Origin of the sequence: Pseudomonas sp. Irchel s3f19, from assembly GCF_900187555.1 — a bacterium.
In the GTDB taxonomy this organism is placed as follows: domain Bacteria; phylum Pseudomonadota; class Gammaproteobacteria; order Pseudomonadales; family Pseudomonadaceae; genus Aquipseudomonas; species Aquipseudomonas capeferrum.
This window is the reverse complement of record NZ_FYDW01000003.1, coordinates 423,135-449,993: the sequence shown is the minus strand read 5'-3', so window position 1 is coordinate 449,993 and position 26,859 is coordinate 423,135. Positions and strand designations below refer to the sequence as shown.

Genomic DNA, 26,859 nt, shown 5'->3' with positions numbered 1-26,859 from the left:
GTTGCAGGTAGATGGCAATCGCCCTTCCGTCATGTTCGCGTCATCTACGCGAGGCAGGATTACCCTTCCTTTTCATGGCCTTACAGGAGTGGTCGCAATGGGTGGCATTGGCATCTGGCAACTGGTGATCGTACTGATGATCGTATTCCTGCTGTTTGGTACCAAGCGCCTCAAGGGCTTGGGCAGCGATGTTGGCGAGGCCATACAAGGGTTTCGCAAGTCCATGGGCGGTGACAACGAAGCCAACCCATCCGGCCCGGCTCAGGTGCAGCAGCAGGCACCGCTGGCCGGCCAGGCTACGGCGCAGTCGCAAACGGACCGTCAGGCCTGATGTTCGAGGTAGGCTTCAGCGAGTTGCTGCTGGTTGGCATCGTCGCACTGCTGGTGCTCGGGCCCGAGCGGCTGCCGGTTGCGGCACGTACGCTCGGGCGCGGCCTGGGCCAGGCACGCAGGGCCATGCAGGGCCTGCGCGCACAGATGGAACGGGAGATCGAGTTGCCCAACTTCGACAGCGAGCCCCTGCAGCGCCTTGAACAGGAAATGCGCCAGGGCATCAGCCTTGCCGCACAACCGGCCAATGACCCGGCAACCGTCCCTGTGCCCAGGGAGAATGCCTCATGAGCCTCGCCGTGGACCCTGCGGCAGCGATGCCGCTGACCGAACACCTGCGCGAGCTGCGCAAGCGCCTGGTGCGCTGCCTGGCAGTGGTCGCGCTGGTGTTCGCCGCGCTGTTCCCCTTCGCCCAGCCCCTCTACACGCTGATCTCCGAACCGCTGCGTCGCTTCCTGCCGGAGGGCGCCAGCATGATCGCGACCAGTGTCACCTCACCCTTTCTGACCCCTTTCAAGCTAGCCGCAATGTGCGCGCTGTTCGTCGCCATGCCGCTGTTGCTGCACCAGGCGTGGGGGTTTCTGGCGCCGGGCCTGTACCGCCGCGAACGGCGCATTGCCCTGCCGCTGCTGGTGTCGAGCATTTTGCTGTTCTATGCCGGCATGGCGTTTGCGTTCTTTCTGGTGTTCCCGATGATGTTCGGCTTTTTCGCCAGCGTGACGCCCGATGGCGTGGCGATGATGACCGACATCAGCCAGTACCTGGACTTCATCATGGCGCTGTTCCTGGCGTTCGGGCTGGCCTTCGAGATCCCGGTGGCAACCTTCATCGTGGTCTGGGTGGGGCTGGCGGATGTGGCAACGCTCAGGCGCAGCAGGCCCTACGTGATTGTCGGCTGTTTTGTGGTGGGGATGATTCTGACGCCGCCGGACGTGTTTTCGCAGACGATGCTGGCGGTGCCGATGTGGGTGCTGTTCGAGGTGGGGTTGTTGGCGTGCGGGGCATTGCACAAGCCCGCTGCCCACCCCTGAGCGAGGCGCTGATGCCCCGCGGCCCCGGAGTCACTTCCCGCTGCTCGCCTGAATAACAGCGATGCACCATGGCCATTTCCGACAACAACGAGAATGGCCATGAGCACAAACGACACCCACTTCACGCCGAGCTTCCAGAGCACTTACGCGCTGGAGCAATTGAAAAGATTTGCCCGCGCTTCGAATGAGTTGCTGTTCTCCCAGGTACTGTTACCGGTATTCGACGCGAACATCCCCGTTGCACGCCTGGAAGCATTGAGGGCTGCGCTGGCCGACGACACCGTGACCAACCCAGCGTTTAACATGGTCGACCAGGGCGAGTCGGTGGCGGTCTACGACTACCAGCGCCGGGTGATCGATGTGGACACGGGGGCGATCGAAAAAGCCCTCGCGCAACCGGAAACAACACCCACCCTGCTGATCGCGCTGATCGAAGCATTCGCCTTGCACATCGATAATCTGTTGCGCAATGACCTGGCCGATAGCACTCAAGCTGACACCGCTGCCGTGCTGCTGGAGGCGCCCGAAGGGTTGGCGACTCACTACGCCGCCATGCTGACGTACTTCGACCAGATCCCCGGCGACGGCGTGAGTTTTGCCCATTACACCAGCGCCGCCTACGACGGCCCGATCCAGTTGACCTTGCCGGCCCTTGAAGCAGCACCCGACGAACCGGAAAGGGGCACCCGACACAAGCGCTTCGCTGCCGAAATAGAAGACCATGGCGACGCAACGCATGCGCACGAGACCATCGAAAAGGTGGCCCTGACCCGCGTGGGCTTTACTGCTGAGCAGTGCCAGGCAATCTACTTTGGCAACTGGCTGCGTGATCATTCACAACTGATCGACCCCAAGATCGTCCGCGCGCCGGGTGCAGAAGCGAAATTCCCGGCCATGTTCACCCGACAGACACTGACCAAGCTGGTGGATTTTCTCGCGTTGAAAAAATTCCACGCCTTGCAGAACACCCCGCAAGGCCGCGAGGCCTATACCGTCACGCCTGCCTTGCTTGGGGTGTACCGGCCCTCGGAGCACATCGACAACCCCATTAACCTCGACGAAGCGCCGATCGACCCTCGCACCATTGACCCCGAGTTCGAAGCACTGGTGCGGCGCGATAATCCGCTCAATGTGCCGCACCCCAAGTATTCGGTAATGATGTATTTCAAGACTTCACTGCGCTATATGAGCAAAAAGCTCGACGCTGCAAAAGCCGAAGGGAAGACAGCCACCGGCATGCGCAACCTCGGTGAAGCACTGCATGTGCTCGAAGACTTGTTCGCCCACTCCAACTACGTCGAACTGTGCTTGCGCAAGATTGGCCATGCCGATGTTGCCGCGTGGTCCACCGACCTTATCGGGGCAAAACACCCGTGCCCCGTGGTAACCGGTCGGTTCAGCGGCTTGGACGTCATCGGCAGTGTGGCCGAGCCGTTGGCCAGGATCCTCTTCCCGACCAATTCCCTTGCCTTCAGGCCGATCGAGGCGGGGGAGCGCAGCGACAATGAACAAGCGTTGTCGATCTTGCTTGAGGGTAGCGATTATCCCGAGATGAAAGAGGCCTATGAATTGACCCTGCGCCAACGTGACATCGCCGCGCGCAACCCGCTGTTGCGCCTAGTACAAGGTGTCCGGTGGGCCCGGGACCTGCCACTGAATTCGGTCAACTTTGCAAAGAACTGGCTCATGCAGAAGCTGGCGACATGGGCAGGCGACAGCATCGGCCCCCTGCAGACCGCCTTCAACAGCGACCCGAATACCGACAGTGAGGCCATCGTTTCGCACTCGCAGCTGGCCAAGGACCACGCTACCCACCCCCTTCACGAGCTGGCAGCGTTGCTGGCGCAAGATGCCGTCGAGCGGGTAGCAAGAGCGATGAAAGAGGCATGGGAGGGTAATGCCCAGCGCCAACCCGCCTATCTGGCCAGCAGCTACTTCAGCCACCCGGGTGACAATACCTGGTACGAGAAAATGGCCAGAGACTGGGCCGCCGCCAACCCCGAAAAAATCGAAGAAGCCTGTAACCCTACCCGCCTGATACAGCGTCGCCAGCAAGAAATGCAAGCGTCACTCGATCGCTTGAAAAAGCTCGGTAACGACGACAACTATGCCCTGCAGCATTACTACGAAACGCTCAGTATTGCGTTCCCCCTCTAACGCAATCCCAATGAAAAGGCCCGGCAGTTGCCTGCCGGGCCTTTTCATTGCAGCACATCCTGCCACGTGACTGCTCAGAAGGCAGCCAATGGCCAGACTTCGTAGGCAGGCGTCTGATAAGGGTGACTTTGCTTGAGCGCGGCGACGACCTGGGTAATCAGGTCGTCGGCTACCACCAGCTCCACCTTCCACTCTTCCACCACCTCGACCTGCCCGGCTTGCCCGAGAAATGGCTGGCTGCCATCCAACGGGCGAAACTGGCCTTGGCCCAGGGTTTGCCAGGCGCAGTGGTCATAGTCACCGATGCGGCCGCCGCCAGCGGCAAACACAGCGGCCTTGACCACCTCGACATGGCTGGCCGGGACGAAGAAGGCGAGCTTGTACACGCCTTAGTTCACCCACACCCGCGCGTTGCGGAACATACGCATCAGCGCGGCATCTTCCTGCCACTCATCCGGGCGCCAGGAGTTCTGCACGGCGCGGAACATACGCTCCGGGTGCGGCATCATGATGGTCACGCGGCCGTCGCGGCTGGTCAGGCCGGTGATGCCACGCGGCGAACCGTTCGGGTTAGCCGGGTAGGTTTCGGTGACCTTGCCGTGGTTGTCGACGTAGCGCAGGGCCACGCAACCGGACACGTCGGCTTCCAGCAGCGCCGCTTCGTTGGCGAACTCGGCATGGCCTTCGCCGTGGGCGATGGCGATCGGCATGCGCGAACCGGCCATGCCCTGCAAGAAGATCGAGTTGGACTTCTGCACCTCGACCATGGCCACACGGGCTTCGAACTGCTCCGAGCGGTTACGCACGAAGTGCGGCCAGAACTCGGTGCCAGGGATCAGCTCGTGCAGGTTGGACATCATCTGGCAACCGTTGCACACGCCCAGGGCGAAGCTGTCGGTACGCTCGAAGAAGGCCTGGAAGGCATCGCGGGCACGGGCGTTGAACAGCGCCGACTTGGCCCAGCCTTCACCGGCACCCAGCACGTCGCCGTACGAGAAACCACCGCAGGCAACCAAGCCCTTGAAGGCTTCGAAGTCGACACGGCCAGCCAGGATGTCGCTCATGTGCACGTCGATGGCGGCGAAGCCGGCGCGGTCGAAAGCGGCAGCCATCTCGACCTGGCCGTTGACGCCCTGCTCACGCAGGATCGCCACTTGCGGGCGCACGCCCTTCTTGATGTACGGCGCAGCGATGTCATCGTTGACGTCAAAGCCCAGCTTGACCGACAGGCCCGGGTTGTCTTCTTCGAGCAGCGCGTCGAATTCCTGGTCGGCGCATTCGGCGTTGTCACGCAGGCGCTGAACCTGGTAGCTGGTCTCGGCCCACTGGCGTTGCAGCAGGCGACGGTCACCCTTGAACAGCGCCTCGCCGTTCAGACGCACGACGACTTCGCTGTTGTTGATCGGCTGGCCGATCACCGCAACGCAGTCTTCACCCAGGCCAGCGGCGCTGAACTGAGCCAGTACGTCTGGCGTGGCATCCTGGCGAACCTGGATTACCGCACCCAGCTCTTCGTTGAAGAGGATGGCGGCGGCTTTTTCCGGCTTGCTGGTCAGCGTGTCCAGCTCCAGGTCGAGGCCGCAATGGCCGGCGAAGGCCATTTCCAGCACGGTGGTCATCAGGCCACCGTCGGAACGGTCGTGGTAGGCCAACAGGTGGCCATCGGCGTTGAGGCCCTGGATCACGGCGAAGAAGGCCTTGAGGTCTTCGGCATCGTCGACGTCCGGTGCGGCACTGGCCAACTTGCCGTGGGTCTGCGCCAGGATCGAGGCGCCCATGCGGTTCTGGCCGCGGCCCAGGTCGATCAGGACCAGGTCGGTTTCGCCCTTGTCCATGCGCAGTTGCGGGGTCAGGGTTTTACGGATGTCGGTGACCGGGGCGAAGCCAGTGATGATCAGCGACATCGGCGAGGTCACGCTCTTCTCGACACCGTCTTCGCTCCACTTGGTCTTCATCGACATCGAGTCTTTACCGACCGGGATGGTGATACCCAGCTCAGGGCACAGCTCCATGCCCACGGCCTTGACCGTGTCGTACAGACGGGCATCTTCACCGGGGTGGCCGGCGGCGGACATCCAGTTGGCCGACAGTTTGATGTCGGACAGTTTTTCGATCTGCGAGGCCGCCAGGTTGGTCAGGGTTTCGCCGATGGCCATGCGGCCGGACGCCGGGGCGTCAAGCAGGGCCAGCGGGGTGCGCTCACCCATGGCCATGGCTTCACCGGTGTAGACGTCGAAGCTGGTCGCGGTAACGGCGCAGTCGGCCACCGGCACCTGCCATGGGCCAACCATCTGGTCACGGGCTACCAGGCCAGTGATGGTGCGGTCGCCGATGGTGATCAGGAAGCTCTTGCTGGCCACCGCTGGGTGGTGCAGCACGCGCTCGACGGAATCGGCCAGCGACAGGGTGCTTGGGTCGAACTCATCGCCAAGCTCGGCTTCGCGGGTGACCGAGCGGTGCATGCGCGGCGGCTTGCCCAGCAACACGTCCAGCGGCATGTCTACCGGGGTGTTGGCGAAGTGGCTGTCGGTCACGGTCAGGTGCGGCTCTTCAGTCGCCTCGCCGACCACGGCGAACGGGCAACGCTCGCGCTCACAGATGGCCTGGAAGCGGTCGAAGTCGACGGCGCTCACGGCCAGCACGTAACGCTCCTGCGATTCGTTGCTCCAGATTTCGTGCGGGGCCATGCCCGGCTCGTCGTTGGGCACGTTGCGCAGTTCGAAGCGGCCACCACGGCCACCGTCGTTGACCAGCTCAGGGAAGGCGTTGGAAATACCACCCGCGCCGACGTCGTGGATGAAGGCGATCGGGTTCTTGTCACCCAGCTGCCAGCAGCGGTCGATGACCTCTTGGCAACGGCGCTCCATTTCCGGGTTTTCGCGCTGTACCGAGGCGAAGTCCAGGTCGGCGGAGCTGGCGCCGGTGGCGACCGACGAAGCCGCACCGCCACCCAGACCAATCAGCATGGCCGGGCCGCCGAGCACGATCAGCTTGGCGCCGACGGTGATCTCGGCCTTCTGCACGTGCTCTTCACGGATGTTGCCCATGCCGCCGGCGAGCATGATCGGCTTGTGGTAGCCGCGCACTTCTTCGCCGTGGGGGGTGTTGATCGCCTGCTCGAAGGTACGGAAGTAACCGGTCAGGGCCGGGCGACCGAATTCGTTGTTGAACGCAGCGCCACCCAGTGGGCCTTCGACCATGATGTCGAGGGCGTCGACGATGCGCTCAGGCTTGCCGTACGCCTGCTCCCATGGCTGCTCGAAGCCCGGGATGCGCAGGTTGGACACGGTGAAGCCGGTCAGGCCAGCCTTGGGCTTGGCGCCACGGCCGGTGGCGCCTTCGTCGCGGATTTCGCCGCCGGAGCCGGTGGAGGCACCGGAGAACGGCGCGATGGCGGTCGGGTGGTTGTGCGTCTCGACCTTCATCAGGATGTGCACCGGCTCCTGCACCGCGCCGTACTGGCGGGTTTCAGGGTTCGGGAAGAAACGGCCGGCAACGTTGCCGACGATCACCGAGGCGTTGTCCTTGTACGCAGACAGCACGCCTTCGCTGTGCATCTGGTAGGTGTTCTTGATCATGCCAAACAGGCTTTTTTCCTGCGCCTGGCCGTCGATGTCCCAACTGGCGTTGAAGATCTTGTGGCGGCAGTGCTCGGAGTTGGCCTGGGCGAACATCATCAGTTCGATGTCGTTCGGGTTGCGCTTGAGCCCCTGGAAGGCGTTGACCAGGTAGTCGATCTCGTCTTCGGCCAGGGCCAGGCCCAAGTCGACGTTGGCCTTGGCCAGCGCATCGCGGCCACCGGCGAGGATATCGACCGAGGTCATCGGCTTGGGCTGGGCGTGGCTGAACAGGTCGGAAGCCTGCTCCAGCTGGGCCAGCACGCGCTGGGTCATGCGGTCGTGCAGCTCGGCGGCGACGGCCTGTGCGTCGGCCTCGCTCAGGTTGCCGGCTACGTAGTAGGCGATGCCGCGCTCGAGGCGCTGGATCGACTGCAGGCCGCAGTTGTGGGCGATGTCGCTGGCCTTGCTGGCCCAGGGCGAAATGGTGCCCAGGCGCGGCACGACCAGGAACAGGCGGCCGGTCGGCTCCTGTACCGGCACGCTCGGGCCGTACTTGAGCAGACGGCCCAGCACCTGCTGCTGGTCGGCGGTCAGCTCGCCATCGACATCGGCGAAGTGGGCGAATTCGGCATACAAACCAGTAACAGCGGGGACTTTCTGGCTCAGTTGCTCGAGTAATTTACCGTGGCGAAAGGCAGAAAGGGCAGGAGCGCCGCGCAGGATCAACATCGTCGGGACAGCCTCAGGAAGGGGTGTGCTTAGAGGCCGTGCATTCTAGCCTAATTCCGCGGCTTTCGGCACCCGCCAGAGGGCAATGCTGCCGGGCGGCGGAACCGGACTTCGGGGTCAAAAAAAATCACGTGTTTGCTGAGGGTTTGGCGCCACAATCCTCAGCCAAGCCCGCCGAAGCACACAACGCGTTACCAGACAAGCTAACCGTTGTCGAGATATGGCGGCCCTCGTCCTTTGCGTATACTGCAAGCTATGTTCGCCCATACTGCTCTGCGCCAGCGTTGCGCCAAATGGCTTCTCGCAACCGGACTCTTTCTGATGCTCGGTGCCTGTGTTGAAAAACCCAGCACCCTAGAGCGCGTGAAGGAGGATGGCGTGCTGCGCGTCATCACCCGCAACAGCCCGGCCACCTATTTCCAGGACCGCAACGGCGAAACCGGCTTCGAATACGAGCTGGTCAAGCATTTCGCCGACGATCTCGGCGTAAAGCTGCAGATCGAGACCGCCGACAACCTTGATCAAGTGTTCGACGAACTGGGCAAGCCCTCCGGCCCGGTGCTGGCCGCCGCCGGCCTGGTCAGCAGCGAGCGGCGCAAGGCCCAGGCAAAATTCTCTCATCCCTACCTGGAAGTCACTCCACAGGTCATCTATCGCAACGGCCGCTCCCGCCCCACAGAGGCCAAGGGCCTGGTCGGCAAGAAGATCATGGTGCTCAAAGGCAGCAGCCATGCCGACCAGCTGGCCGAGCTGAAAAAACAGTACCCAGGCCTGGAATACGAAGAATCCGACGCCGTCGAGGTGGTCGACCTGCTGCGCATGGTCGATGAAGGCCAGATCGACCTGACCCTGGTCGACTCCAACGAACTGGCGATGAACCAGGTGTATTTCCCCAACGTACGGGTCGCCTTCGACCTGGGCGATACCCGCGATCAGCGCTGGGCCGTGGCGGCCGGTGAAGACAACAGCCTGCTCAACGAGGTCAACGAGTTCCTCGACAAGGCCCAGAAGAACGGCACCCTGCAGCGCCTCAAAGACCGCTACTACGGCCATGTCGATGTACTCGGCTATGTCGGCGCCTACACCTTCGCCCAGCACCTGCAGCAGCGCCTGCCCAAGTACGAGAAGCACTTCAAGAGCTACGCCAAGGTCGAGCAGGTCGACTGGCGCCTGCTGGCGGCCATCGGCTACCAGGAATCCATGTGGCAGCCGGAAGTCACGTCCAAGACCGGCGTGCGCGGCCTGATGATGCTCACCCAGCGCACGGCGCAGGCCATGGGCGTATCCAACCGCCTGGACCCGAAGCAGAGCATCCAGGGCGGTGCCAAGTACTTCATGCTGATCAAGCAGCAGCTCGACGACAGCATTCAGGAACCCGACCGCACCTGGTTCGCGCTGGCCGCCTACAACGTCGGCAGCGGCCACCTGGAAGACGCCCGCACCCTGGCCAAGCGTGAGAAGCTCAACCCGAACAAGTGGCTGGATGTGAAGAAGATGCTGCCGCGTCTGGCGCAGAAGCAGTGGTACAGCAAGACCAAGTACGGTTATGCCCGTGGCGGCGAGCCGGTGCACTTCGTGGCCAACATCCGCCGCTACTACGACATCCTCACCTGGGTGACCCAGCCGCAGCTCGAGGGCCAGATGGCCGAAGGCAACTTGCATGTGCCCGGGGTCAACAAGGACAAGCCGGCGGAGCAGTCGCCGCCGATGTGACCGTTGCCGGCCTGGCCACTGTCGATCTCCTGCACCGGCCTCTTAGCGGGGCAAGCCCGCTCCCACAGGCACCCCACAGTCCTTGAGAAATGTGGGAATCTGTGGGAGCGGGCTTGCCCCGCGAAGAGGCCCGCACTGACTAGCGCAAGGCCCGCCGAGCCTTGAAAAACTCGCTCAAGATCGCCCCGCACTCCTCGGCCAGCACCCCACCCTCTACCATCACCCGATGATTGAGGAAGCCCTGGCCAAAGAACTGCCCCTGGCTCTGCACGATCCCCGCCTTGGGCTCCAGCGCCCCGTACACCACCCGCGCTACCCGCGAATGCACGATCAACCCCGCGCACATGCTGCAGGGCTCCAAGGTCACATACAGCGTGCTGCCCGGCAGCCGATAATTGCTCGCTGACTTGGCGGCTGCCCGAATGGCGACCATTTCGGCATGGGCGCTGGGGTCACTGTCGACGATCGGCCGGTTGAAGCCCTGCCCGATCACCTGGCCATGCTGCACCAGCACCGCCCCCACCGGCACCTCACCCATCGCCGCCCCTTCGGCGGCCAGTGTCAGGGCCAGGCGCATGAATTCCTGATCGCGGCTGCGATCGATGATTTGCGGGCGCATCAGACCACCGTGATCGCGGCCATCAGGCCGGTTTCCATGTGGTCGATGACGTGGCAGTGGAACATCCAGGTGCCTGGGTTATCCGCCACCAGCGCGACCTGGGCGCGCTCGTTCTTGCCCAGCAGGTAGGTATCGGTGAACCACGGTTCGACGATCTCACGGCGGTTGGAAGCGATCACCTTGAAGCTCATGCCGTGCAGGTGGATCGGGTGCTGGTACTGGGTCATGTTCTTCAGCTCGAAGATGTAGCTCTTGCCCTTCTGCAGCGTCGCGATTGGCCGGTCGGCGCAGGTCTTGTCGGTGATGTCCCAGGCCTGGCCGTTGATCTGCCACAGGCTCGGCGGCCTGCCGTTCTCGGTGTTGACCGAGACCTTGCCGACCCATTCGAAATTGAAGTTGAGCTTTTCGGCATTCTCCAGGTCCGGCTCGGCCACCGGGTTCGGCGGCAAGGCTGGCGGCCAGTCGCTGGGGGCGTCGTTGCTGGCCACCGAACGCAAGGTGCCCAGGCGCACGAAACCGTCGCGCAGGGAGATTTCCTCACCCGCCTCAGGAATGCGAATCGCCAGGCAGATACGCATGCCTGGCCCCAGCCAGTAATCGTCGTCCAGTGGCCGCGGGGTGACCGGGTTGCCGTCGAGCGCGTAGATCCTGGCCTCGCAGTTGCCCTTGAGGTTCAGGCGGTAGGTCCAGGTGTTGTCCAGGTTGAGCAGGCGCAAGCGCACCACTTGGCCGGCGGGCAACTCGGTCACCGAATCGGGCTGGCCGTTGATGGTGATCAGCCGCCCGGCAGTGCCGTTGCGCGCGGCCTCGCGGGGGATGCTGAACGGCAGCCAGGCGCCTTGCTCGTCCACGTGCCAGTTTTTCAGGCTCAGGGTGCGCTCGTGCAGAAACCCGGTAGGCTCGCGCTCCTCGACGATCAGCGGCCCGACCAGCCCGCGGCCAAGCTCTTCGGAGCTGCTGACGTGCGGGTGGTACCAGTAGCTGCCGGCATCCGGCACGCGGAACTTGTAGTCGAAGTACTCGCCAGGCTTGACCGGCAGTTGCGACACATAGGGCACGCCGTCCATTTCCAGCGGCAGGCGGATGCCGTGCCAGTGGATGGTGGTTTCGACCGGCAGGTGGTTGATGAAACGCACCCGCAGCCAGGTACCCTGGCGTACCCGCAATTCGGTGCCCGGCGCCGACGGGCCAAAGGCCCAGGCCTCGGTCTTGAAGCCCGGCACCAGCTCCACTTCCAGGGGCGCGGCGATCAGTTCGTAGTCGTGCCCGGCATTCTCGTCCTCGACCTTGCCCAGCCAGTACCGCGCCGCGCCTCCGGCGCCCAGGCCTACCACAACCAGGCCGGTGAGGCCCTTGAGCATTTGTCGACGGGTGAAGGACATCGGTGCGGGTACCTCGTTTATTGCGCAAGCCAGCTGCCAGCAGGGCTGGCAATGAAGGGCGAATACGATACACCTGCATTTGCGAAATATTAAGTGAAGTCTTGTCGCAGCGGGTGTTCAGCAGGCATATGCATCGCCATGGACCTGCCCCTTGAGAATGTCTTCACAAGCCTCGTAGCCCAGTGCTGGCGCCAGTATCACGCCCGGGTGAGCGACCATGACGTACAGCCCTTCGCACCCGTCAAGGAACGTACGCAGTGGCAGGCCGCTGTCGGTTTTGGGCCGGTACACCGCCCGTATCGATTGCAGCGACAGTTCGCACTCCGGCTGGAACAGGCTGGCAACCGCCTGCAGGCTTTCGCGACCCAGTTCGGCCATACCCTCTTCACCAGGGAAATCGTCTGCCGACAGCAAACCGCCGCCCAGCCCTGGCCGCACTTCCAGCCCCTGCCCATAAAGCAGATGGCGCAGCGGCACCTGCGCGGCACCGAAGCGCAGCAACACCGCGGGGGCTTCATGGATAGGCAGTTCCTGCCCCAGTTGACGGGCCAGGCGCTGAGCCCCCATGGCATTGGCCAGCACGACGACATCCGCATGCACGATGCCCAGACCGGTACGTACACCGGTAATGCGCGCACCCTGCACTTGCAGCGCCAGTACCTCGCGCGCCTCAAGTACCCGAGCGCCTTCAGCCTGCGCTGCCGTCAACAAGTGCTGGGCCAGCACATCAGGTTCGACCGCGAAATCGTCCGGAGCCCAGATAGCCATGCCGGGTGGCTGCACCAGGCCAGGCTCAAGCTGGCGGATGCGCTCACGCCCCACTGCGGCCATCGAAACCCCGGCCGCCTGCTGCTCGGCGAGCATGGCAAGGGTCTGCTCCTCGCTGTCGAGCCATATCAAGCCACCTTGCGCCGCCACCGGCAGTGGGCCGAGTGCCTGCGTCAGGCGGGGGAACTGTGCCAGCGCACGCTGTTCCAGGGCAAAGCATGCCGGGTCTGCAGACGGCAGGCGGCTGCCCGTGCCCACCCAACCATAGGAGTGCCCGGTGACACCCCGCGCAACGCCCCGCTCGCGCTCGAGCACAGTGACCGCAGCACCACGCCGCGCCAGGTGCCAGGCGACGGACGCGCCGAGGATACCGCCGCCCACCACCACTACATGAGGAATGTTGCCTGCCATTGCGATTGTCCTTGCGCAAAGCCGAAGAAGCGCAGTGTGCGCAATTACAGCCTGAGCGTCTGTGAACAATCGTACCCAGAGCCGCTCAGGGCCTGGCCAGCAACCCGCGCAGCAACAGCTCAAGTGCGGCAAGGCTTTGCGTCAGGCGTGCGTCGCCCTCCTCGCTTTGGGCAATCCAGCACGCGGCTTCGGCCAGGCCGCCATAAATCAGTGAGGCCAGCGCCCGCGGCTCGGCCGGAGCCAGCACGCCTTGCTCGATCAGGTTCTGAACCAGCCGTTGCATCGTTGCCAGGCAGTGCAGATGCGATTCCTGCGAGGCGCCCCCCAGCACTGCCCGGGCATCACGCAGCACAATGCGCTGGATATCGGGTTCCAGTGCCATTTCGAGGTAGGCACGGCAACGCTGTCGCAAGCCCTCCCAGGCATCGCCGGCATTCTCGGAGATGCTGTTCAGTCGCGCGTCGACCTCACCATCGATCTGCTCCACCACTGCCGCCAACAGGCCCTTCTTGTCGCCGAAGTGGTGATAGAGCGCACCCCGCGTCAGGCCCGCCCTGGCGGTCAGCTCATCCATCGAGGTACCCACATAGCCATGCTCGCTGAACACCTGGCGCGCAGTGGACAACAACGTGGCTCGGGTTTCTTCCATTTCGGCGCGCGTGCGACGGACCATCACTCTCTCCTTTACATACAAACTGCATGTATTTTCGCCAACGCGCCAGGCGCTGACAACCTGCCCGTCAATAACGAAAAAGCCCGCAGCAATGCGGGCTTTTTGGCTAACAGGTTCCGGCCACAGCCGGACGCCCGATCACTCCCACTCGATGGTGGCAGGCGGCTTGCTCGAGACGTCGTATGTGACGCGCGAAATGCCTTCGATTTCGTTGATGATACGGCCGCTGACGGTTTCCAGCAGCTCGTACGGCAGGTGTGCCCAACGCGCGGTCATGAAGTCCACGGTTTCGACGGCACGCAGGGCCACGACCCAGGCGTAGCGACGGCCGTCACCCACGACACCCACCGACTTGACCGGCTGGAACACCACGAAGGCCTGGCTGGTCTTGTGGTACCAGTCAGCCTTGCGCAGTTCTTCGATGAAGATGTGGTCGGCGCGACGCAGGATGTCGGCGTATTCCTTCTTCACTTCACCCAGGATGCGAACGCCCAGGCCCGGGCCTGGGAACGGGTGGCGGTAGACCATGTCGTACGGCAGGCCCAGCTCCAGGCCGATCTTGCGCACTTCGTCCTTGAACAACTCGCGCAGCGGCTCGACCAGCTTGAGGTTCATTTCCTCAGGCAGGCCACCGACGTTGTGGTGCGACTTGATCACGTGGGCCTTGCCGCTTTTGGCGCCAGCCGACTCGATCACGTCCGGGTAGATGGTGCCCTGGGCCAGGAACTGGATGTTGTCCAGTTTGCTGGCTTCGGCATCGAAGATGTCGATGAAGGTGCGGCCGATGATCTTGCGCTTCTTCTCCGGGTCCGCTTCGCCTTCCAGGTTGCCCAGGAACTGCGCCTCGGCGTCGGCACGGATCACCTTGACGCCCATGTTCTCCTTGAACATGGCCATCACCTGGTCACCTTCGTGCAGGCGCAGCAGGCCGTTGTCGACGAACACGCAGGTCAGCTGGTCGCCGATGGCGCGGTGCAGCAGCGCGGCAACCACGGACGAGTCGACGCCGCCAGACAGGCCCAGCAGGACGTTGGCCGAACCGACTTGCTCACGCACTTGGGCGATGGCGTCTTCGACGATGTTGGACGGGGTCCACAGGGCTTCGCAACCGCAGATGTCCTGGACGAAGCGCGAGAGGATGCGACCACCTTGCTTGGTGTGGGTCACTTCCGGGTGGAACTGCACGCCGTAGTAGCCGCGCGCGTCGTCGAACATGCCGGCGATCGGGCAGCTCGGGGTGCTGGCCAGCACGTGGAAGTCGCCTGGCATCTGGGTGACCTTGTCACCGTGGCTCATCCAGACGTCCAGGCCCAGTACGCCGTCAGCGTCCACGTGGTCTTCGATGCCGTCGAGCAGACGGCTCTTGCCGACCACGTCAACGCGGGCGTAACCGAATTCGCGCAGGTCCGACCCGGTAACCTTGCCGCCCAGTTGCTCGGCCATGGTCTGCATGCCGTAGCAGATGCCCAGCAGCGGTACGTTCAGGTCGAACACGGCCTGCGGCGCGCGCGGGCTGTTGGCTTCGTGTACCGACTCGGGGCCGCCGGCGAGGATGATGCCGCGCGGGTTGAATTCGCGGATCGCTTCATCGTCCATGTCGAACGGATGCAGTTCGCAGTACACGCCGATTTCGCGCACACGGCGGGCGATCAGCTGGGTGTACTGGGAACCGAAATCGAGGATCAGGATGCGGTGAGCGTGAATGTCGAGGGCCATGACTCAATCTCTGGTGCAACTGCAAGCGTCTAGCTGCGAGCTGCAAGTTGATCGGGGAAAACGCGGTAGCTGCTGCAACGCAACTACCGCTTGAAGCTTGCTACTTACCGCTGGAGGCCTCAGCCGACCCGGTAGTTAGGGGCTTCTTTGGTGATCTGCACGTCATGCACGTGGGACTCGGCCATGCCGGCACCGGTGATGCGCACGAACTCCGGCTTGGTACGCATCTCTTCGATGGTCGCGCTGCCGGTATAGCCCATGGACGAACGCAGGCCGCCCATCAGTTGGTGGATGATCGCAGCCAGGGCGCCCTTGTACGGCACACGGCCTTCGATACCTTCCGGTACCAGCTTCTCGGCACCGGCCGAGGAGTCCTGGAAGTAACGGTCGGATGAGCCCTGCGCCTGTGCCATGGCACCCAGCGAGCCCATGCCGCGGTAAGCCTTGTAGGAACGGCCCTGGAACAGTTCGACTTCACCCGGGGCCTCTTCGGTACCGGCGAACATCGAACCCATCATCACGCAGGAAGCACCGGCAACGATGGCCTTGGACAGGTCACCGGAGAAGCGGATGCCACCGTCGGCGATCAGCGGCACGCCAGTGCCTTCCAGTGCGGCAGCGACGTTGGCGATGGCGCTGATCTGCGGTACGCCGACACCGGCGACGATGCGGGTGGTGCAGATCGAACCTGGGCCGATGCCGACCTTGACGGCGTCAGCGCCAGCTTCAGCCAGGGCTTTGGCCGCGGCACCGGTGGCGATGTTGCCGCCGATCACCTGAACCTGCGGGTAGGTTTCCTTGACCCAACGCACGCGGTCGATCACGCCTTTGGAGTGACCGTGGGCGGTGTCGACCACCACCACGTCAACGCCGGCGGCAACCAGGGCGGCTACGCGCTCGCCGGTGTCCTTGCCGGTACCGACCGCGGCGCCGACGCGCAGGCGACCTTGGTCGTCCTTGCTGGCCAGCGGGTAGGCCTTGGCTTTTTCGATGTCCTTGACGGTCATCATGCCCTTGAGGCTGAACTTGTCGTCGACGATCAGGACTTTTTCAAGGCGGTGCTTGTGCAGCAGCTCGCGGACTTCGTTCTTGTTGGCGCCTTCGCGCACGGTGACCAGACGCTCTTTCGGCGTCATCACATCGCGGACCTTGGCATCCAGACGGGTTTCGAAGCGCACGTCACGGGAAGTGACGATGCCGACCAGGTCGCCGTTTTCCAGCACCGGAACACCCGAAATGTTGTTCAGGCGGGTCAGGTCGAACAGGTCGCGCACGGTGGCGTCTGCTTCGATGGTGATCGGGTCCTTGACCACGCCAGCCTCGAACTTCTTGACCTTGCGGACTTCGCCGGCCTGCTGTTCGATGGTCATGTTCTTGTGGATGATGCCGATGCCGCCTTCCTGAGCCATGGCAATGGCCAGACGCGCTTCGGTCACGGTATCCATGGCAGCGGAAACCAGCGGAATGTTCAGCTCGATGCCACGAGTCAAACGGGTCTTGAGACTGACTTCATTGGGCAGTACCTCGGAATAGCCAGGTACAAGGAGGATATCGTCGAAGGTCAGGGCTTCTTGGCTGATACGCAGCATCGCGGGGGCTCCCGGGCGGGAAAAATGGAAGCGCGCCATTATACTCATCCACGGCGCGCCGCTCAATGCAAAATAAGGGCCTTCGGTCAGCCTTGTGGCAGTTTTACCTGCACCACGGCCACTGGCTGGTCCAGCCAGTCGGCGAAGCTGTCGAGAAAGGCCTGGGTGAACCCGGCCTCGCCCCAGTTGTTGAAGATGAACCCCAGGTTGGAAAAGGCACATGGCTGCAGGTAAAGAAAGCCGTTGATGTCGTCTTCGAAGCCGCACAGCGGGCAGGTGAAGTTGTCACTGACCCCTGGCATCCACTCTTCCAGGCTCTCGAACAGCGGCTCGCCGACCTCGCGCCGGCACTCCGGGCAGCCGGCTTCTTCGAGAAAACCGTTGGTCGGGGTATAGATGCAGCGCTTGAGCATGATCTCCAGGCCGTTGGCTTGTTCGCCGAACGGCAGTTTTTCCGGGTGCAGGGCCACCTTGCGCGCACCGTCGGCCAGGGCATGGCCCATGCGGTTGCCGGTGCGACCGCAGGTGGTGAGTTGTTCCTCGATGACTTTCTCGCGCACCAGCCAGCGCACGATCGCCCGGGCGCGGGCCTCGTGAGCCGGGACGGTGGAAAGCTTGGGGACGATGATGCTCTGGGTGTTCATTAAAGAGGCAAGCCTGCGAACTGCGGTAATGCAGCAATTCTACCGCTCACAGGCTCAGGTAGCGACCGATCATGGCCAGGCCGCTGGCCAGCACCAGCCAGGTGACCAGGCGCACAAAAGCCTCGCGGGACAGCTTCAGGGTCAGCCGGCGCCCGACCCACAGGCCGACGAACATCACCGGCAACAGGTAGGCAGCGAGCAACAGCAGGCTGCTGTCGGCGTAAACCCCGGCGATCAGAAACAGCGACAGGCGCACCACGGTGCTGCAACTGATCAACGCGCTCTGGGTAGCGCGCACCTGCTCTTTCGCCTCCAGGCGCGCGCTCAGATAGAGGGCATAGAGAAACCCGCCACTGCCGAACAACGCACCGAACAAGCCCCCCACCGTGCCCATGGGCACCGCCCAGAAGCCTGAAAGGTTCGCCGGGCGCACCCTCACCGCCAAGCCATAGACCGCATAGGCGCTGACGAACAACCCCATCAGCAACAGCAACACGTCAGCCTTGAGCCGCAGCAGAAACACCACGCCCAGCGTGCAGCCTATCGCCATGAAGGGCAGTAGACGCAGCAGTTCGCCACGCACCACATCCCGGCGCGACGGCAGCAGGTTGCCAAAGGCCGCCACGAAGTCCAGCAGCACCAACAGCGGAATGACGCGCGACAGCGGCATGAAGTGGATCAGCACCGGGCCGGCCACCAGCGCGGTGCCGAAACCGGCAATGCCGAAGACGATGTAAGCCAGGCCGACACCGAGCAGGATGGGCAGCCAATCGAGGCCGGAGAATGACAATTGGGTGAGCATGGCGTGTGTTCCTGAAAAGTCATGCAAAGGTTAGCCAGCCATGAGCCATGCCGACTAATATGCCTTTGCGCCATTACCTATCTCGAAAAGGCATGACATGACGTCGATCCGCCAGTTGCGTTACTTCGTGGAGATCGCTGAAAGCGGTAGCTTCAGCGTTGCCGCCGAGCGGCTGTATATCGCCCAATCGGCGCTGAGCCGGCAGATCAAGGAGCTGGAGCAGCACCTGGGAACGCCGTTGTTCGAACGTACCGCCCGGCGGCCACGGCTGACGCTTGCCGGGGACGCCTTTTTGCAGCGTGCCCGCCGCTTGCTGGCCGACCTGGCGCACGCTGAGCGCATCACCCGTGACGTGGGGGATGGCTTGCAAGGCAGCTTGCGCCTGAACCATTCCAGTACCGTGCCGCTGACCGGGCCGCTGCTGGTTCGCCTGGGCTGTTACTTGCAGGGCCACCCAGGGATCTCGCTGGAAATCGCGCAGCAGTCGTCGGAGGCGCAGCTGGAGGATATTGCCGCTGGGCGGCTGGATATCGGCCTGCTGCGGCTGCCGGTGCTGCGCCAGCATGAGGGGGTGGTGCTGCATGAGCTGTTCAGCGAGCCGTTGTTGCTGGCCGTTGCGGCGGGGCACTCCTTGGCTGAAGAGGCGGTCGTGCGACTGGAGCAGTTGCGTGGGGAGCGGTTCATTTCCATCCCGCACCGTGATCGTGGCGGTTTGAGCTACCTGTCGGCGTCGTTGTGCATGGAGGCTGGGTTCTTCCCGCAGGCGGCCCAGGTGGTTTCACGCAAGACCACGCAATTACAGCTGATTCAGGCGGGGTTCGGGGTGGCGCTATTGCCTGAATGCATGCGTGATATTGCGCCGGCATCGGTCAGGTTCGTGGGGTTGGGGGAGCCTTGTGAGAGTACCGTGGCATTGGCCTGCAGGCGCGATGCGGGGGTGATGGTGCGGCAGTTTCTGGCGGCGATGTTGGGGGTTTGATGGGGGCCCGTAGTGCATGACGGTGGTTATTCTGCGCCCATGAGATCGAGCGCCGCGCGGGCGGCGCTCGATCTCATGGGCGCCGAAAATCCATCGCCCTGCACCTGGCAGCCCCACGTCCCCCAATCCTCTCACCCCCCAGCCCCAACACAGACAACCGCCCCCGATGTCCTTTATGATGCCCGCCATGATCAGAGACCCCTTCGAACGACTCGGCCTGGACCGCGAGGTCCTCACCGTCAGCCAGCTCAACGGCCGCGCCCGGGTGCTGCTGGAAGACGTGTTCCGCAGCGTCTGGGTGGAAGGCGAGATTTCCAACCTCGCCCGCCCGGCCTCCGGCCACATGTACTTCACCCTCAAGGACAGCGGCGCCCAGGTGCGCTGCGCGCTGTTCCGCCAGAACGCCACGCGGGTCCGCCAGGCCCTGCGTGACGGCCTGGCGGTGCGGGTGCGCGGCAAAGTCTCGCTGTTCGAAGGGCGTGGCGATTACCAACTGATCCTCGACACCGTCGAAGCGGCCGGTGACGGTGCGCTGCGCCTGGCGTTCGAAGCACTGAAAGAGAAACTCGGCGCCGAGGGCCTGTTCAGCGCCGAACGCAAGAAACCGCTGCCGGCGCATCCGCAACGCATCGGCATCATCACCTCGCCCACGGGCGCGGTGATCCGCGACATCATCAGCGTATTCGGCCGCCGCGCCCCGCAAGTCGAGCTGAACCTGATACCCACCGCCGTGCAGGGCCGCGAATCCATCGCGCAGATCGTGCGCGCCGTGCAACTGGCCGACAGCCTTGGTTTCGATGCGCTGATCCTGGCACGCGGCGGCGGCTCGCTGGAAGACCTGTGGAGCTTCAACGAAGAAGCCGTGGCCCGCGCCGTGGCCGCCTGTGTCACGCCTATCGTCAGTGCCGTCGGCCATGAGACCGACGTGTCGATCTGCGATTTCGTCGCCGACGTCCGCGCGCCCACCCCGTCCGCCGCCGCCGAACTGCTGGCCCCCGACAACAGTGGCTTGCAGCACCGCCTCGACAGCCTGCAACGGCGCCTGCTGCTGCGCATGCAGAACCGCCTGAGCCACGACCGCCTGCGCGTGGAGTCGCTGGCCCGGCGCCTGCGCCACCCAGGCGAGCGCCTGCGCCAGCAGGCCCAGCGCCTGGACGATCTGGACATGCGCCTGCGTCGCGCTTTCCTCGGCAACCTCAACCAGCGCCGCGAGCGCCTGGGGCGCCTTGATACCCGCCTGGCAGCGCAGCACCCGGGGCGCACCCTGAAGCTGCTGAACCAGCGCCTGGACAGCCTTGCCGAACGCCTGCCCCGGGCCATGCGCGAGGTGCTCAAGGACCGTCGCCAGCGCTTCCAGGCCCAACTGCAGACGCTGCAAGTGGTCAGCCCGCTGGCCACCCTCGCCCGCGGCTACAGCATCCTGCTCGATGAGCGCGGCCAGGCCATCCGCAGCGCCGAGCAGACCCACAACGGCCAGCGCCTGACCGCTCGCCTGAATGAAGGCGAACTGCAGGTGCGGGTCGAAGACAACCACCTGACGCCCGTTACCCTCTCACTACTGGACTGACCCATGCCCCGCCTGTTCGCGCCCCTGCTCGCCCTTTCCCTGCTGTTGCTGGCCTGCGGCGCTCAGGCCAGCTACATCACCCGTACCTTGAACAAGCCGGTGCCCGGCGGCGTGGCAGTGGTCGACCTGGGGCCTGCCAGCACGGCGCCGAATGCACGCTTTGACGGCAAGCCGGTGCTGGTGGTCAAGGAACAGGACAACTGGCTGGCGATCGTCGGCATTCCGCTGACCCAGAAGCCCGGCACCGCCGTGCTGAGCCAGGGCGGCCGCAGCCTGCCCTTCACGGTCGGGAGCAAGAAGTACCCCGAGCAGCGCATCACCCTGAAGAACACGCGGCAGGTCAACCCGAACCCGGCGGACCTTAAGCGCATCGAGGGCGAACTGGCCGAACAGATCAAGGCCTACCGCAGCTTCAGCCCGGCCCTGCCGAGCAACCTGATTCTCGACAAGCCGGTCAACGGCCCGCTGTCGAGCAAGTTCGGCGTGCGCCGCTTCTTCAATGGCGAAGAGCGCAACCCGCATGCCGGCCTGGACTTCGCCGTGCCCGCCGGTACGCCCATCAAGACCCCGGCCAATGGCAAAGTGATCTTGGTGGGTGATTATTTCTTCAACGGCCGTACCGTGTTCGTCGACCATGGCCAGGGCTTCATCAGCATGTTCTGCCACATGTCGAAAATCGATGTGGCCGTGGGGCAGGCGCTGCGCCGCGGTGAGGTGGTTGGCCGGGTTGGCTCGACCGGGCGGGCTACCGGGCCGCACATGCACTGGAATGTCAGCCTGAATGATGCGCGGGTGGACCCGGCCATCTTCATTGGTGCATTCCAGCCCTGATAGGGCGGGCTTCTTCGCGGGGTTACCCGCGAGAAGCCGGCACTGACACCCCACTTCCCGTGTCTTGCGCCATCAAAACCTACAGCGCAAAAACCCGAAAGCCTCTCCGCAATAAGCGCTACAAAATCTCGCCATCCAGCTTTTTTTAAGCATTCCTCTCAATTTTTCGCGAACACTTGCCATCCCTCACCCCGCTGGCTTAGGGTTGAAGCATGAAAACCTCCAGCACCCTCATTCTGCTCCGACAACATCGCAGCCTCTGCCTGGTCAGCGCACGACTACCAGGTTGAATCGCGTCGCCTCGCCTCTTCATCTCGTTATTGCTCGGCAGGCCCGATCTCGGCCGCATACAAAAGGATTGCTTCCATGACCATGCTCAAAGACCCTTCGAAGAAATACCGCGCCTTCCCGACCATCGACCTGCCTGATCGCACCTGGCCATCGAAAACCATCACCGCAGCGCCGATCTGGTGCAGCTCCGACCTGCGTGATGGCAACCAGTCGCTGATCGAGCCGATGGATGCGGAGAAGAAGCTGCGTTTCTGGAAGACCTTGGTGCAGGTTGGCGTGAAGGAGATCGAAGCCTCGTTCCCGTCCGCTTCGCAGACCGACTTCGACTTCGTGCGTACCCTGATCGAAGATGGCCACATCCCGGACGACACCACCATCCAGGTGCTGACCCAGGCCCGTGAAGACCTGATCGCCCGTACCTTCGAATCGCTGCGTGGGGCCAAGAAGGCCATCGTCCACCTGTACAACGCGACCAGCCCGTCGTTCCGCCGCATCGTCTTCAACCAAGACAAGCAAGGCGTGAAGGACATCGCAGTGAACGCGGCCAAACTGTTCGTCAAGTACGCTGCCCAGCAGCCGGACACCCAGTGGACTTTCCAGTACTCGCCCGAGACCTTCAGCGCCACCGAGCTGGAGTTCGCCAAGGAAGTCTGCGACGCGGTCATTGAAGTGTGGAACCCAACGCCTGAGCACAAGCTCATCCTCAACCTGCCAGCCACCGTGGAAGTCGCCACGCCGAACATCTACGCCGACCAGATCGAGTGGTTCTGCCGCAACATCAGCCGCCGTGACAGCGTGATCATCAGCCTGCACTGCCACAACGACCGTGGCACCGGCATCGCCGCCACCGAGCTGGGCCTGATGGCCGGCGCCGACCGCGCCGAAGGCTGCCTGTTCGGCAACGGCGAGCGTACCGGCAACGTCGACCTGGTGACCTTGGCACTGAACCTCTATACCCAAGGCATCGACCCACAACTGGACTTCTCCGACATCGACGGCGTGCGCAAGGTAGTTGAAGAGTGCAACCAATTGCCGGTGCACCCGCGTCATCCGTATGTCGGCGACTTGGTTCACACTGCGTTCTCCGGCTCGCACCAGGACGCCATCCGCAAAGGCTTCGCCAAGCAACAGGAAGGCGAGCTGTGGGAAGTGCCGTACCTGCCGATCGACCCGGCCGACATCGGCCGCAGCTACGAGGCGGTGATCCGCGTCAACAGCCAGTCGGGCAAAGGCGGCATCACCTACCTGCTCGAACAGGAATACGGCATCAGCCTGCCACGCCGCATGCAGATCGAGTTCAGCCAGGTGGTCCAGGGTGAAACCGACCGCCTGGGCCTGGAAATGACTGCCAAGCAGATCTACAGCCTGCTGCAGAAAGAGTACCTCCAGGCCAACGCCCCGTATGCACTGGTCAGCCACCGCCTGCAGGAAGAAAACGGCCACAGCGCCGTGGAAGTGGAAGTCGCTGGTGAAGGCGAAACCACCCTGCACTGGCGCGGCAAGGGCAATGGCGCCCTGGAAGCCCTGGTGGCCGGCCTGCCGATTGCCGTGGAGATCATGGACTACAACGAGCACGCCATCGGTGCCGGTACCAACGCCAAGGCGGCGGCCTACATCGAGCTGCGCGTGGCCGGTGGCCGCCCGGTGCATGGTGTGGGCATCGACGAGAACATCACCACCGCCAGCTTCAAGGCGCTGTTCAGTGCGCTGAACCGCTCGCTGAGCCAGCAAGAGGCCAAGGCGGCGTAAGCTGCGGTTTGATGGCCAAGAGCCTGCATCCTTGATGCGGGCTTTTTTATTGCCCGAACTGGCCCTTTCGCGGGGCAAGCCCGCTCCCACAGAACCTGTGGCACTGGGAATTACCTGTTGGGCTGTGAATTATCTGTGGGAGCGGGCTTGCCCCGCGAAGAGACCAGCACCGGCAACACCAAACCTGCAGGCAAAAAAAAAGGGGCGCCGACCAAGCGCCCCATAAGCCGTAAAGCCCACAACAAATTCAGTTTCAGTCCAGCAGCGCAATCGCCTCGGCACTGCACGCTTCGATCCGCGCCCAGTCGCCATTCTTGATCCAGCTGCTGTCGAGCATCCAGGTCCCCCCCACACACATCACATTGGGCAACGCCATGTAGTTGCGCACATTGGCCGGGTTCACCCCGCCAGTCGGGCAGAAGCGGATGTCGCCGAACGGGCCGCCAAACGCCTTGATCGCTGCCACGCCACCGCTTATTTCCGCCGGGAACAATTTGAACCGACGGTAACCCAGGGCGTAGCCCATCATGATTTCGGACGGCGTACTGATACCCGGCAGCAGCGGGATGTCGCTGTCGACACCCGCCTGGAGAATGTCCTGGGTGATGCCTGGGGTGACCACGAACTGCGCACCAGCCGCTTCGACCGCCGCGAACATGCTGCGGTCAAGTACCGTACCCGCACCAATGCACAGCTCTGGCCGCTGTTCGCGCAGCACCTGGATGGCCTTCAGGCCGTGCTGGGAGCGCAGGGTCACCTCAAGGGTACGAATGCCACCTGCGGCCAGCGCGTCGGCCAGCGGCAGGATGTCTTGCTCACGGGCGATGGTGATCACCGGCAGGATGCGCGCCTTGTCGCAGATCGCGTCGATCCGGGCGGCTTTGTCGGCCATCGAGAGCAGAGTCTGTGGGCGTTCAAGGGTGGTCATGACTGTGGATCCTTGGCTCATGGGCACCAGTAGATGTCCAGGGGGTCGTGGAGAAAGGCGCGTATCGGCATTTCGGTAAGGTCATTGCCCGCCAGCGCGGCGCGCAGGGTAGCGAGTTTGTTCGGGCCTTGCACGGCCAGCGCGATGAAGCCAGCGCTGGTCAGCAACGTACGGGTCATCGACAAGCGCTGGTGCGGCACACTGGGCGCCAGCATCGGCAGGCAGCGGTGCGGGCTGCTGGCGGCCAGTCCGTCGTCCAGGTTGGGGCTGTTGGGGAACAGCGAGGCGGTATGGCCATCGTCGCCCATGCCCAGCACCAGCACGTCGATGGCCGGCAGGTCTGCCAGTGCCTGATCGGCGTTGGCCGCCGCGAGTTCCAGGTTCTCGGCCTGCTGGTACAGGCCAATGAAGCGGGCCTTGGCCGCCGCGCCCTTGAGCAGGTGACGGGCCAGCAGGCCGGCGTTGCTGTCGGCATGCTCCACCGGCACCCAGCGCTCATCCGCCAGGCTCACGGTCACTTTCGACCAGTCCAGCGCCTCGGCGGCCAAGCGCTCGAGAAACGGCACCGGGCTGCGCCCGCCGGACAACACCACGCAAGCCTGGCCTTTGGCGGCAATCGCCGCCCGCAACCGCTCGGCCACATCGCGGGCCAGCGTTGCCGCCAGGGTCTTGCCATCAGCCAGTTCATGCGCCTTCACCGCCGCCGGCAATTGCAGTTCAGATATCGCCATACCACGCCCTCCCGTCTCGTGTGATCAGTGCGATCGAGCTCATCGGCCCCCAGGACCCCGCCGCGTACGGCTTGGGCGCATCACCTGCGCTTTGCCAGCCAGCGATCAACTGGTCGCACCATTTCCAGGCATATTCGATTTCATCCTTGCGCACGAACAGGTTCTGGTTGCCGCGCATCACCTCGAGCAACAGGCGTTCGTAGGCATCCGGAATCCGCGCGCTGCGCCAGGCGTCGGAAAAATTCAGCTGCAGCGGGCCACTGCGCAGTTGCATGCCCTTGTCCAGGCCTTGCTCCTTGGTCATCACCCGTAAAGAAATGCCTTCGTCCGGTTGCAGACGGATGATCAGCTTGTTACCGACCTGCAAACGTTGTTCCGGGGCGAAGATGTAGTGCGGCGTTTCCTTGAAGTGGATGACGATCTGCGACAGCTTCTGCGGCATGCGCTTGCCGGTACGCAGGTAGAACGGCACGCCCGACCAGCGCCAGTTGCGGATATCGGCACGCAGGGCAACGAAGGTCTCGGTGTCGCTCTGGGCGTTGGCGTTGTCTTCTTCCAGGTAGCCGGGCACCGGCTTGCCGTCGCTGTAACCGGCGATGTACTGGCCGCGCACCACACGGGTGCTCAAGCCATCGCCAGTGATCGGCGCCAGGGCCTTGAGTACCTTTACCTTCTCGTCACGAATACTGTCGGCCGAAAGCTCGCTGGGCGGGTCCATGGCAATCAGGCACAGCAGCTGCAGCAAGTGGTTCTGGATCATGTCGCGCAGCTGGCCGGCCTTGTCGAAATAGCCCCAGCGGCCTTCGATGCCGACTTTTTCGGCCACGGTGATCTCCACATGGGAGATGGAATTCTGGTTCCACTGGGTTTCGAACAGGCTGTTGGCAAAGCGCAGCGCGATCAGGTTCTGCACCGTCTCCTTGCCCAGGTAGTGGTCGATGCGATAGACCCGGCTCTCGGGGAAGAACCGCGCCACGGCATCGTTGACCCGGCGCGACGACTCCAGGTCATGCCCGATCGGCTTTTCCAGCACCACACGGGTGCGCGCTGCCAGGCCGGCCCTGTCGAGGTTTTCGCAGATGGCGCCGTAGACTGCCGCCGCCGTTGCGAAGTAGGCAATCAAGGGCAACTCGCCTGGCAACTGCTCGGCCAGCGCCTGGTAGCCCTCAGGCTGGAGGAAGTCCAGATGCTGGTAGCTCAGCCGGCCCAGGAAGCGCCCCAGCGCGGCTGGTTCGATGTCGGCATCGGCGACGTGCCGACGCAGGTGCGCTTCGATGGTGTGCAGGTGCTCCTGCGCACTGCCGCTCTCGCGTGCCAGCGCCAGCAGGCGGGTGTCCGGGTGCAGCAGGTTGGCACGGTCGAGCTGATAGAGCGCTGGAAACAGCTTGCGCAATGCCAGGTCGCCCAGGGCGCCAAACAGGGCAAAGGTGCAAGGTTCGACACTGATCGCAGCCATGATGTTGGTTCTTTCCTAAAGTTGGTCTAGGAATACCGCTTTCACATACGGTTTTCAAGGGGTAATGTAGTAAAACTAACAACATTACCGACGAATACTACAGACAAGTGGTGCGGCACACGCACCGACAGTACGATAGACGACCGTGCAAAAGGCCCGCTGCTCCGTCAGCCGGCTGTCTTCCCGACCCAAGGACACACCCA

At 63.6% G+C, this 26,859-nt stretch carries 22 protein-coding genes; 9 read left to right on the top strand and 13 right to left on the bottom strand.

Annotated features, from left to right (window positions below; all coding sequences use genetic code 11):
- Window positions 1-97 precede the first annotated feature (97 nt).
- The 4 genes from tatA (at window position 98) to CKW22_RS09955 (ending at window position 3,518) form a co-directional block, all read left to right on the top strand.
- Window positions 98-331: a twin-arginine translocase TatA/TatE family subunit gene (tatA, locus tag CKW22_RS09970; protein ID WP_033700993.1), complete on the top strand. Its 234-nt coding sequence runs from the start codon at window positions 98-100 to the stop codon at window positions 329-331.
- Entirely contained in the window at window positions 331-621 is a 291-nt protein-coding gene (gene tatB, locus CKW22_RS09965; RefSeq protein WP_033700994.1) for a Sec-independent protein translocase protein TatB, read from the top strand. The genes tatA and tatB overlap by 1 nt, the downstream gene beginning before the upstream one ends.
- Window positions 618-1,361, top strand: a complete 744-nt coding sequence (gene tatC / locus CKW22_RS09960; protein ID WP_033700995.1) for a twin-arginine translocase subunit TatC — start codon at window positions 618-620, stop codon at window positions 1,359-1,361. The genes tatB and tatC overlap by 4 nt, the downstream gene beginning before the upstream one ends.
- Before the next feature lie 99 nt (window positions 1,362-1,460).
- Window positions 1,461-3,518: an HET-C-related protein gene (locus CKW22_RS09955; protein ID WP_052040620.1), complete on the top strand. Its 2,058-nt coding sequence runs from the start codon at window positions 1,461-1,463 to the stop codon at window positions 3,516-3,518.
- 74 nt (window positions 3,519-3,592) lie between these two features.
- Here the strand turns inward: CKW22_RS09955 and CKW22_RS09950 are convergent, their stop codons facing one another.
- Both CKW22_RS09950 and purL read right to left on the bottom strand, forming a co-directional pair.
- Window positions 3,593-3,904, bottom strand: coding sequence for an NGG1p interacting factor 3 protein, NIF3 (locus tag CKW22_RS09950; RefSeq protein WP_033700996.1), 312 nt, complete (start codon window positions 3,902-3,904; stop codon window positions 3,593-3,595).
- A gap of 3 nt (window positions 3,905-3,907) precedes the next feature.
- On the bottom strand, window positions 3,908-7,807 hold the full coding sequence (purL, locus tag CKW22_RS09945; RefSeq protein ID WP_033700999.1) for a phosphoribosylformylglycinamidine synthase: 3,900 nt from the start codon (window positions 7,805-7,807) through the stop codon (window positions 3,908-3,910).
- 255 nt (window positions 7,808-8,062) lie between these two features.
- Here purL and mltF point away from each other — a divergent pair, with 255 nt between their 5' ends.
- Window positions 8,063-9,520, top strand: a complete 1,458-nt coding sequence (mltF, locus tag CKW22_RS09940) for a membrane-bound lytic murein transglycosylase MltF (RefSeq protein ID WP_033701000.1) — start codon at window positions 8,063-8,065, stop codon at window positions 9,518-9,520.
- Window positions 9,521-9,659: 139 nt separating this feature from the next.
- On the opposite strand, the gene tadA is transcribed toward mltF, so the two are convergent.
- The 8 genes from tadA to CKW22_RS09900 all read right to left on the bottom strand — a co-directional run bounded on the left by tadA (window position 9,660) and on the right by CKW22_RS09900 (window position 18,124).
- Complete coding sequence (gene tadA / locus CKW22_RS09935; RefSeq protein WP_033701001.1) at window positions 9,660-10,139, bottom strand: tRNA adenosine(34) deaminase TadA; 480 nt, start codon at window positions 10,137-10,139, stop codon at window positions 9,660-9,662.
- On the bottom strand, window positions 10,139-11,521 hold the full coding sequence (locus CKW22_RS09930; protein ID WP_033701003.1) for a multicopper oxidase family protein: 1,383 nt from the start codon (window positions 11,519-11,521) through the stop codon (window positions 10,139-10,141). Before CKW22_RS09930 ends, tadA begins: the two co-directional genes overlap by 1 nt.
- A 117-nt stretch (window positions 11,522-11,638) precedes the next feature.
- Window positions 11,639-12,700: an FAD-binding oxidoreductase gene (locus CKW22_RS09925; RefSeq protein ID WP_050506131.1), complete on the bottom strand. Its 1,062-nt coding sequence runs from the start codon at window positions 12,698-12,700 to the stop codon at window positions 11,639-11,641.
- An 85-nt stretch (window positions 12,701-12,785) separates the two neighbouring features.
- Window positions 12,786-13,373: a TetR/AcrR family transcriptional regulator gene (locus tag CKW22_RS09920; protein ID WP_095064063.1), complete on the bottom strand. Its 588-nt coding sequence runs from the start codon at window positions 13,371-13,373 to the stop codon at window positions 12,786-12,788.
- A 138-nt stretch (window positions 13,374-13,511) separates the two neighbouring features.
- On the bottom strand, window positions 13,512-15,089 hold the full coding sequence (gene guaA / locus CKW22_RS09915) for a glutamine-hydrolyzing GMP synthase (RefSeq protein WP_027595681.1): 1,578 nt from the start codon (window positions 15,087-15,089) through the stop codon (window positions 13,512-13,514).
- 119 nt (window positions 15,090-15,208) lie between these two features.
- Entirely contained in the window at window positions 15,209-16,678 is a 1,470-nt protein-coding gene (gene guaB, locus CKW22_RS09910) for an IMP dehydrogenase (protein ID WP_027595680.1), read from the bottom strand.
- An 86-nt stretch (window positions 16,679-16,764) separates the two neighbouring features.
- Window positions 16,765-17,322: a hypothetical protein gene (locus tag CKW22_RS09905; protein ID WP_047581473.1), complete on the bottom strand. Its 558-nt coding sequence runs from the start codon at window positions 17,320-17,322 to the stop codon at window positions 16,765-16,767.
- 46 nt (window positions 17,323-17,368) lie between these two features.
- Window positions 17,369-18,124 carry a sulfite exporter TauE/SafE family protein gene (locus CKW22_RS09900; RefSeq protein ID WP_047581470.1) on the bottom strand — a complete coding sequence of 252 codons (756 nt, stop codon included), beginning with the start codon at window positions 18,122-18,124 and terminating at the stop codon, window positions 17,369-17,371.
- Between the two features lie 97 nt (window positions 18,125-18,221).
- Between CKW22_RS09900 and CKW22_RS09895 the strand changes: the two genes are divergently transcribed.
- From CKW22_RS09895 to leuA, 4 genes are all read left to right on the top strand, one after another.
- Complete coding sequence (locus CKW22_RS09895) at window positions 18,222-19,103, top strand: LysR family transcriptional regulator (RefSeq protein ID WP_047581467.1); 882 nt, start codon at window positions 18,222-18,224, stop codon at window positions 19,101-19,103.
- 187 nt (window positions 19,104-19,290) lie between these two features.
- Window positions 19,291-20,670, top strand: coding sequence for an exodeoxyribonuclease VII large subunit (xseA, locus tag CKW22_RS09890; protein ID WP_033701011.1), 1,380 nt, complete (start codon window positions 19,291-19,293; stop codon window positions 20,668-20,670).
- A gap of 3 nt (window positions 20,671-20,673) precedes the next feature.
- Window positions 20,674-21,501, top strand: a complete 828-nt coding sequence (locus CKW22_RS09885; protein ID WP_033701012.1) for a M23 family metallopeptidase — start codon at window positions 20,674-20,676, stop codon at window positions 21,499-21,501.
- Between the two features lie 366 nt (window positions 21,502-21,867).
- The gene (leuA, locus tag CKW22_RS09880; RefSeq protein ID WP_033701014.1) at window positions 21,868-23,541 is read left to right on the top strand and encodes a 2-isopropylmalate synthase; all 1,674 of its coding nucleotides are present in this window, start codon (window positions 21,868-21,870) and stop codon (window positions 23,539-23,541) included.
- 253 nt (window positions 23,542-23,794) lie between these two features.
- Here the strand turns inward: leuA and CKW22_RS09875 are convergent, their stop codons facing one another.
- The 3 genes from CKW22_RS09875 to zwf are packed head-to-tail and all read right to left on the bottom strand — an operon-like array spanning window position 23,795 to window position 26,656.
- Window positions 23,795-24,469 carry a bifunctional 4-hydroxy-2-oxoglutarate aldolase/2-dehydro-3-deoxy-phosphogluconate aldolase gene (locus CKW22_RS09875; protein ID WP_033701015.1) on the bottom strand — a complete coding sequence of 225 codons (675 nt, stop codon included), beginning with the start codon at window positions 24,467-24,469 and terminating at the stop codon, window positions 23,795-23,797.
- A 17-nt stretch (window positions 24,470-24,486) separates the two neighbouring features.
- Entirely contained in the window at window positions 24,487-25,200 is a 714-nt protein-coding gene (pgl, locus tag CKW22_RS09870; protein ID WP_095064062.1) for a 6-phosphogluconolactonase, read from the bottom strand.
- Complete coding sequence (gene zwf, locus CKW22_RS09865; protein ID WP_033701019.1) at window positions 25,187-26,656, bottom strand: glucose-6-phosphate dehydrogenase; 1,470 nt, start codon at window positions 26,654-26,656, stop codon at window positions 25,187-25,189. Before zwf ends, pgl begins: the two co-directional genes overlap by 14 nt.
- Window positions 26,657-26,859: the final 203 nt, after the last annotated feature.

Bases quoted from the DNA above. Each gene is read 5' to 3' on its own strand.
- tatA (WP_033700993.1), top strand. From the start codon at position 98: ATGGGTGGCATTGGCATCTGGCAACTGGTGATCGTACTGATGATCGTA.
- mltF (WP_033701000.1), top strand. From the start codon at position 8,063: ATGTTCGCCCATACTGCTCTGCGCCAGCGTTGCGCCAAATGGCTTCTC.
- CKW22_RS09885 (WP_033701012.1), top strand. From the start codon at position 20,674: ATGCCCCGCCTGTTCGCGCCCCTGCTCGCCCTTTCCCTGCTGTTGCTG.
- guaB (WP_027595680.1), bottom strand. From the start codon at position 16,678: ATGCTGCGTATCAGCCAAGAAGCCCTGACCTTCGACGATATCCTCCTT.
- CKW22_RS09895 (WP_047581467.1), top strand. From the start codon at position 18,222: ATGACGTCGATCCGCCAGTTGCGTTACTTCGTGGAGATCGCTGAAAGC.
- leuA (WP_033701014.1), top strand. From the start codon at position 21,868: ATGACCATGCTCAAAGACCCTTCGAAGAAATACCGCGCCTTCCCGACC.
- CKW22_RS09875 (WP_033701015.1), bottom strand. From the start codon at position 24,469: ATGACCACCCTTGAACGCCCACAGACTCTGCTCTCGATGGCCGACAAA.
- guaA (WP_027595681.1), bottom strand. From the start codon at position 15,089: ATGGCCCTCGACATTCACGCTCACCGCATCCTGATCCTCGATTTCGGT.
- CKW22_RS09920 (WP_095064063.1), bottom strand. From the start codon at position 13,373: ATGGTCCGTCGCACGCGCGCCGAAATGGAAGAAACCCGAGCCACGTTG.
- pgl (WP_095064062.1), bottom strand. From the start codon at position 25,200: ATGGCGATATCTGAACTGCAATTGCCGGCGGCGGTGAAGGCGCATGAA.
- CKW22_RS09955 (WP_052040620.1), top strand. From the start codon at position 1,461: ATGAGCACAAACGACACCCACTTCACGCCGAGCTTCCAGAGCACTTAC.
- tatB (WP_033700994.1), top strand. From the start codon at position 331: ATGTTCGAGGTAGGCTTCAGCGAGTTGCTGCTGGTTGGCATCGTCGCA.
- CKW22_RS09930 (WP_033701003.1), bottom strand. From the start codon at position 11,521: ATGTCCTTCACCCGTCGACAAATGCTCAAGGGCCTCACCGGCCTGGTT.
- zwf (WP_033701019.1), bottom strand. From the start codon at position 26,656: ATGGCTGCGATCAGTGTCGAACCTTGCACCTTTGCCCTGTTTGGCGCC.
- CKW22_RS09905 (WP_047581473.1), bottom strand. From the start codon at position 17,322: ATGAACACCCAGAGCATCATCGTCCCCAAGCTTTCCACCGTCCCGGCT.
- tadA (WP_033701001.1), bottom strand. From the start codon at position 10,139: ATGCGCCCGCAAATCATCGATCGCAGCCGCGATCAGGAATTCATGCGC.
- CKW22_RS09925 (WP_050506131.1), bottom strand. From the start codon at position 12,700: ATGGCAGGCAACATTCCTCATGTAGTGGTGGTGGGCGGCGGTATCCTC.
- purL (WP_033700999.1), bottom strand. From the start codon at position 7,807: ATGTTGATCCTGCGCGGCGCTCCTGCCCTTTCTGCCTTTCGCCACGGT.
- CKW22_RS09900 (WP_047581470.1), bottom strand. From the start codon at position 18,124: ATGCTCACCCAATTGTCATTCTCCGGCCTCGATTGGCTGCCCATCCTG.
- tatC (WP_033700995.1), top strand. From the start codon at position 618: ATGAGCCTCGCCGTGGACCCTGCGGCAGCGATGCCGCTGACCGAACAC.
- xseA (WP_033701011.1), top strand. From the start codon at position 19,291: ATGATCAGAGACCCCTTCGAACGACTCGGCCTGGACCGCGAGGTCCTC.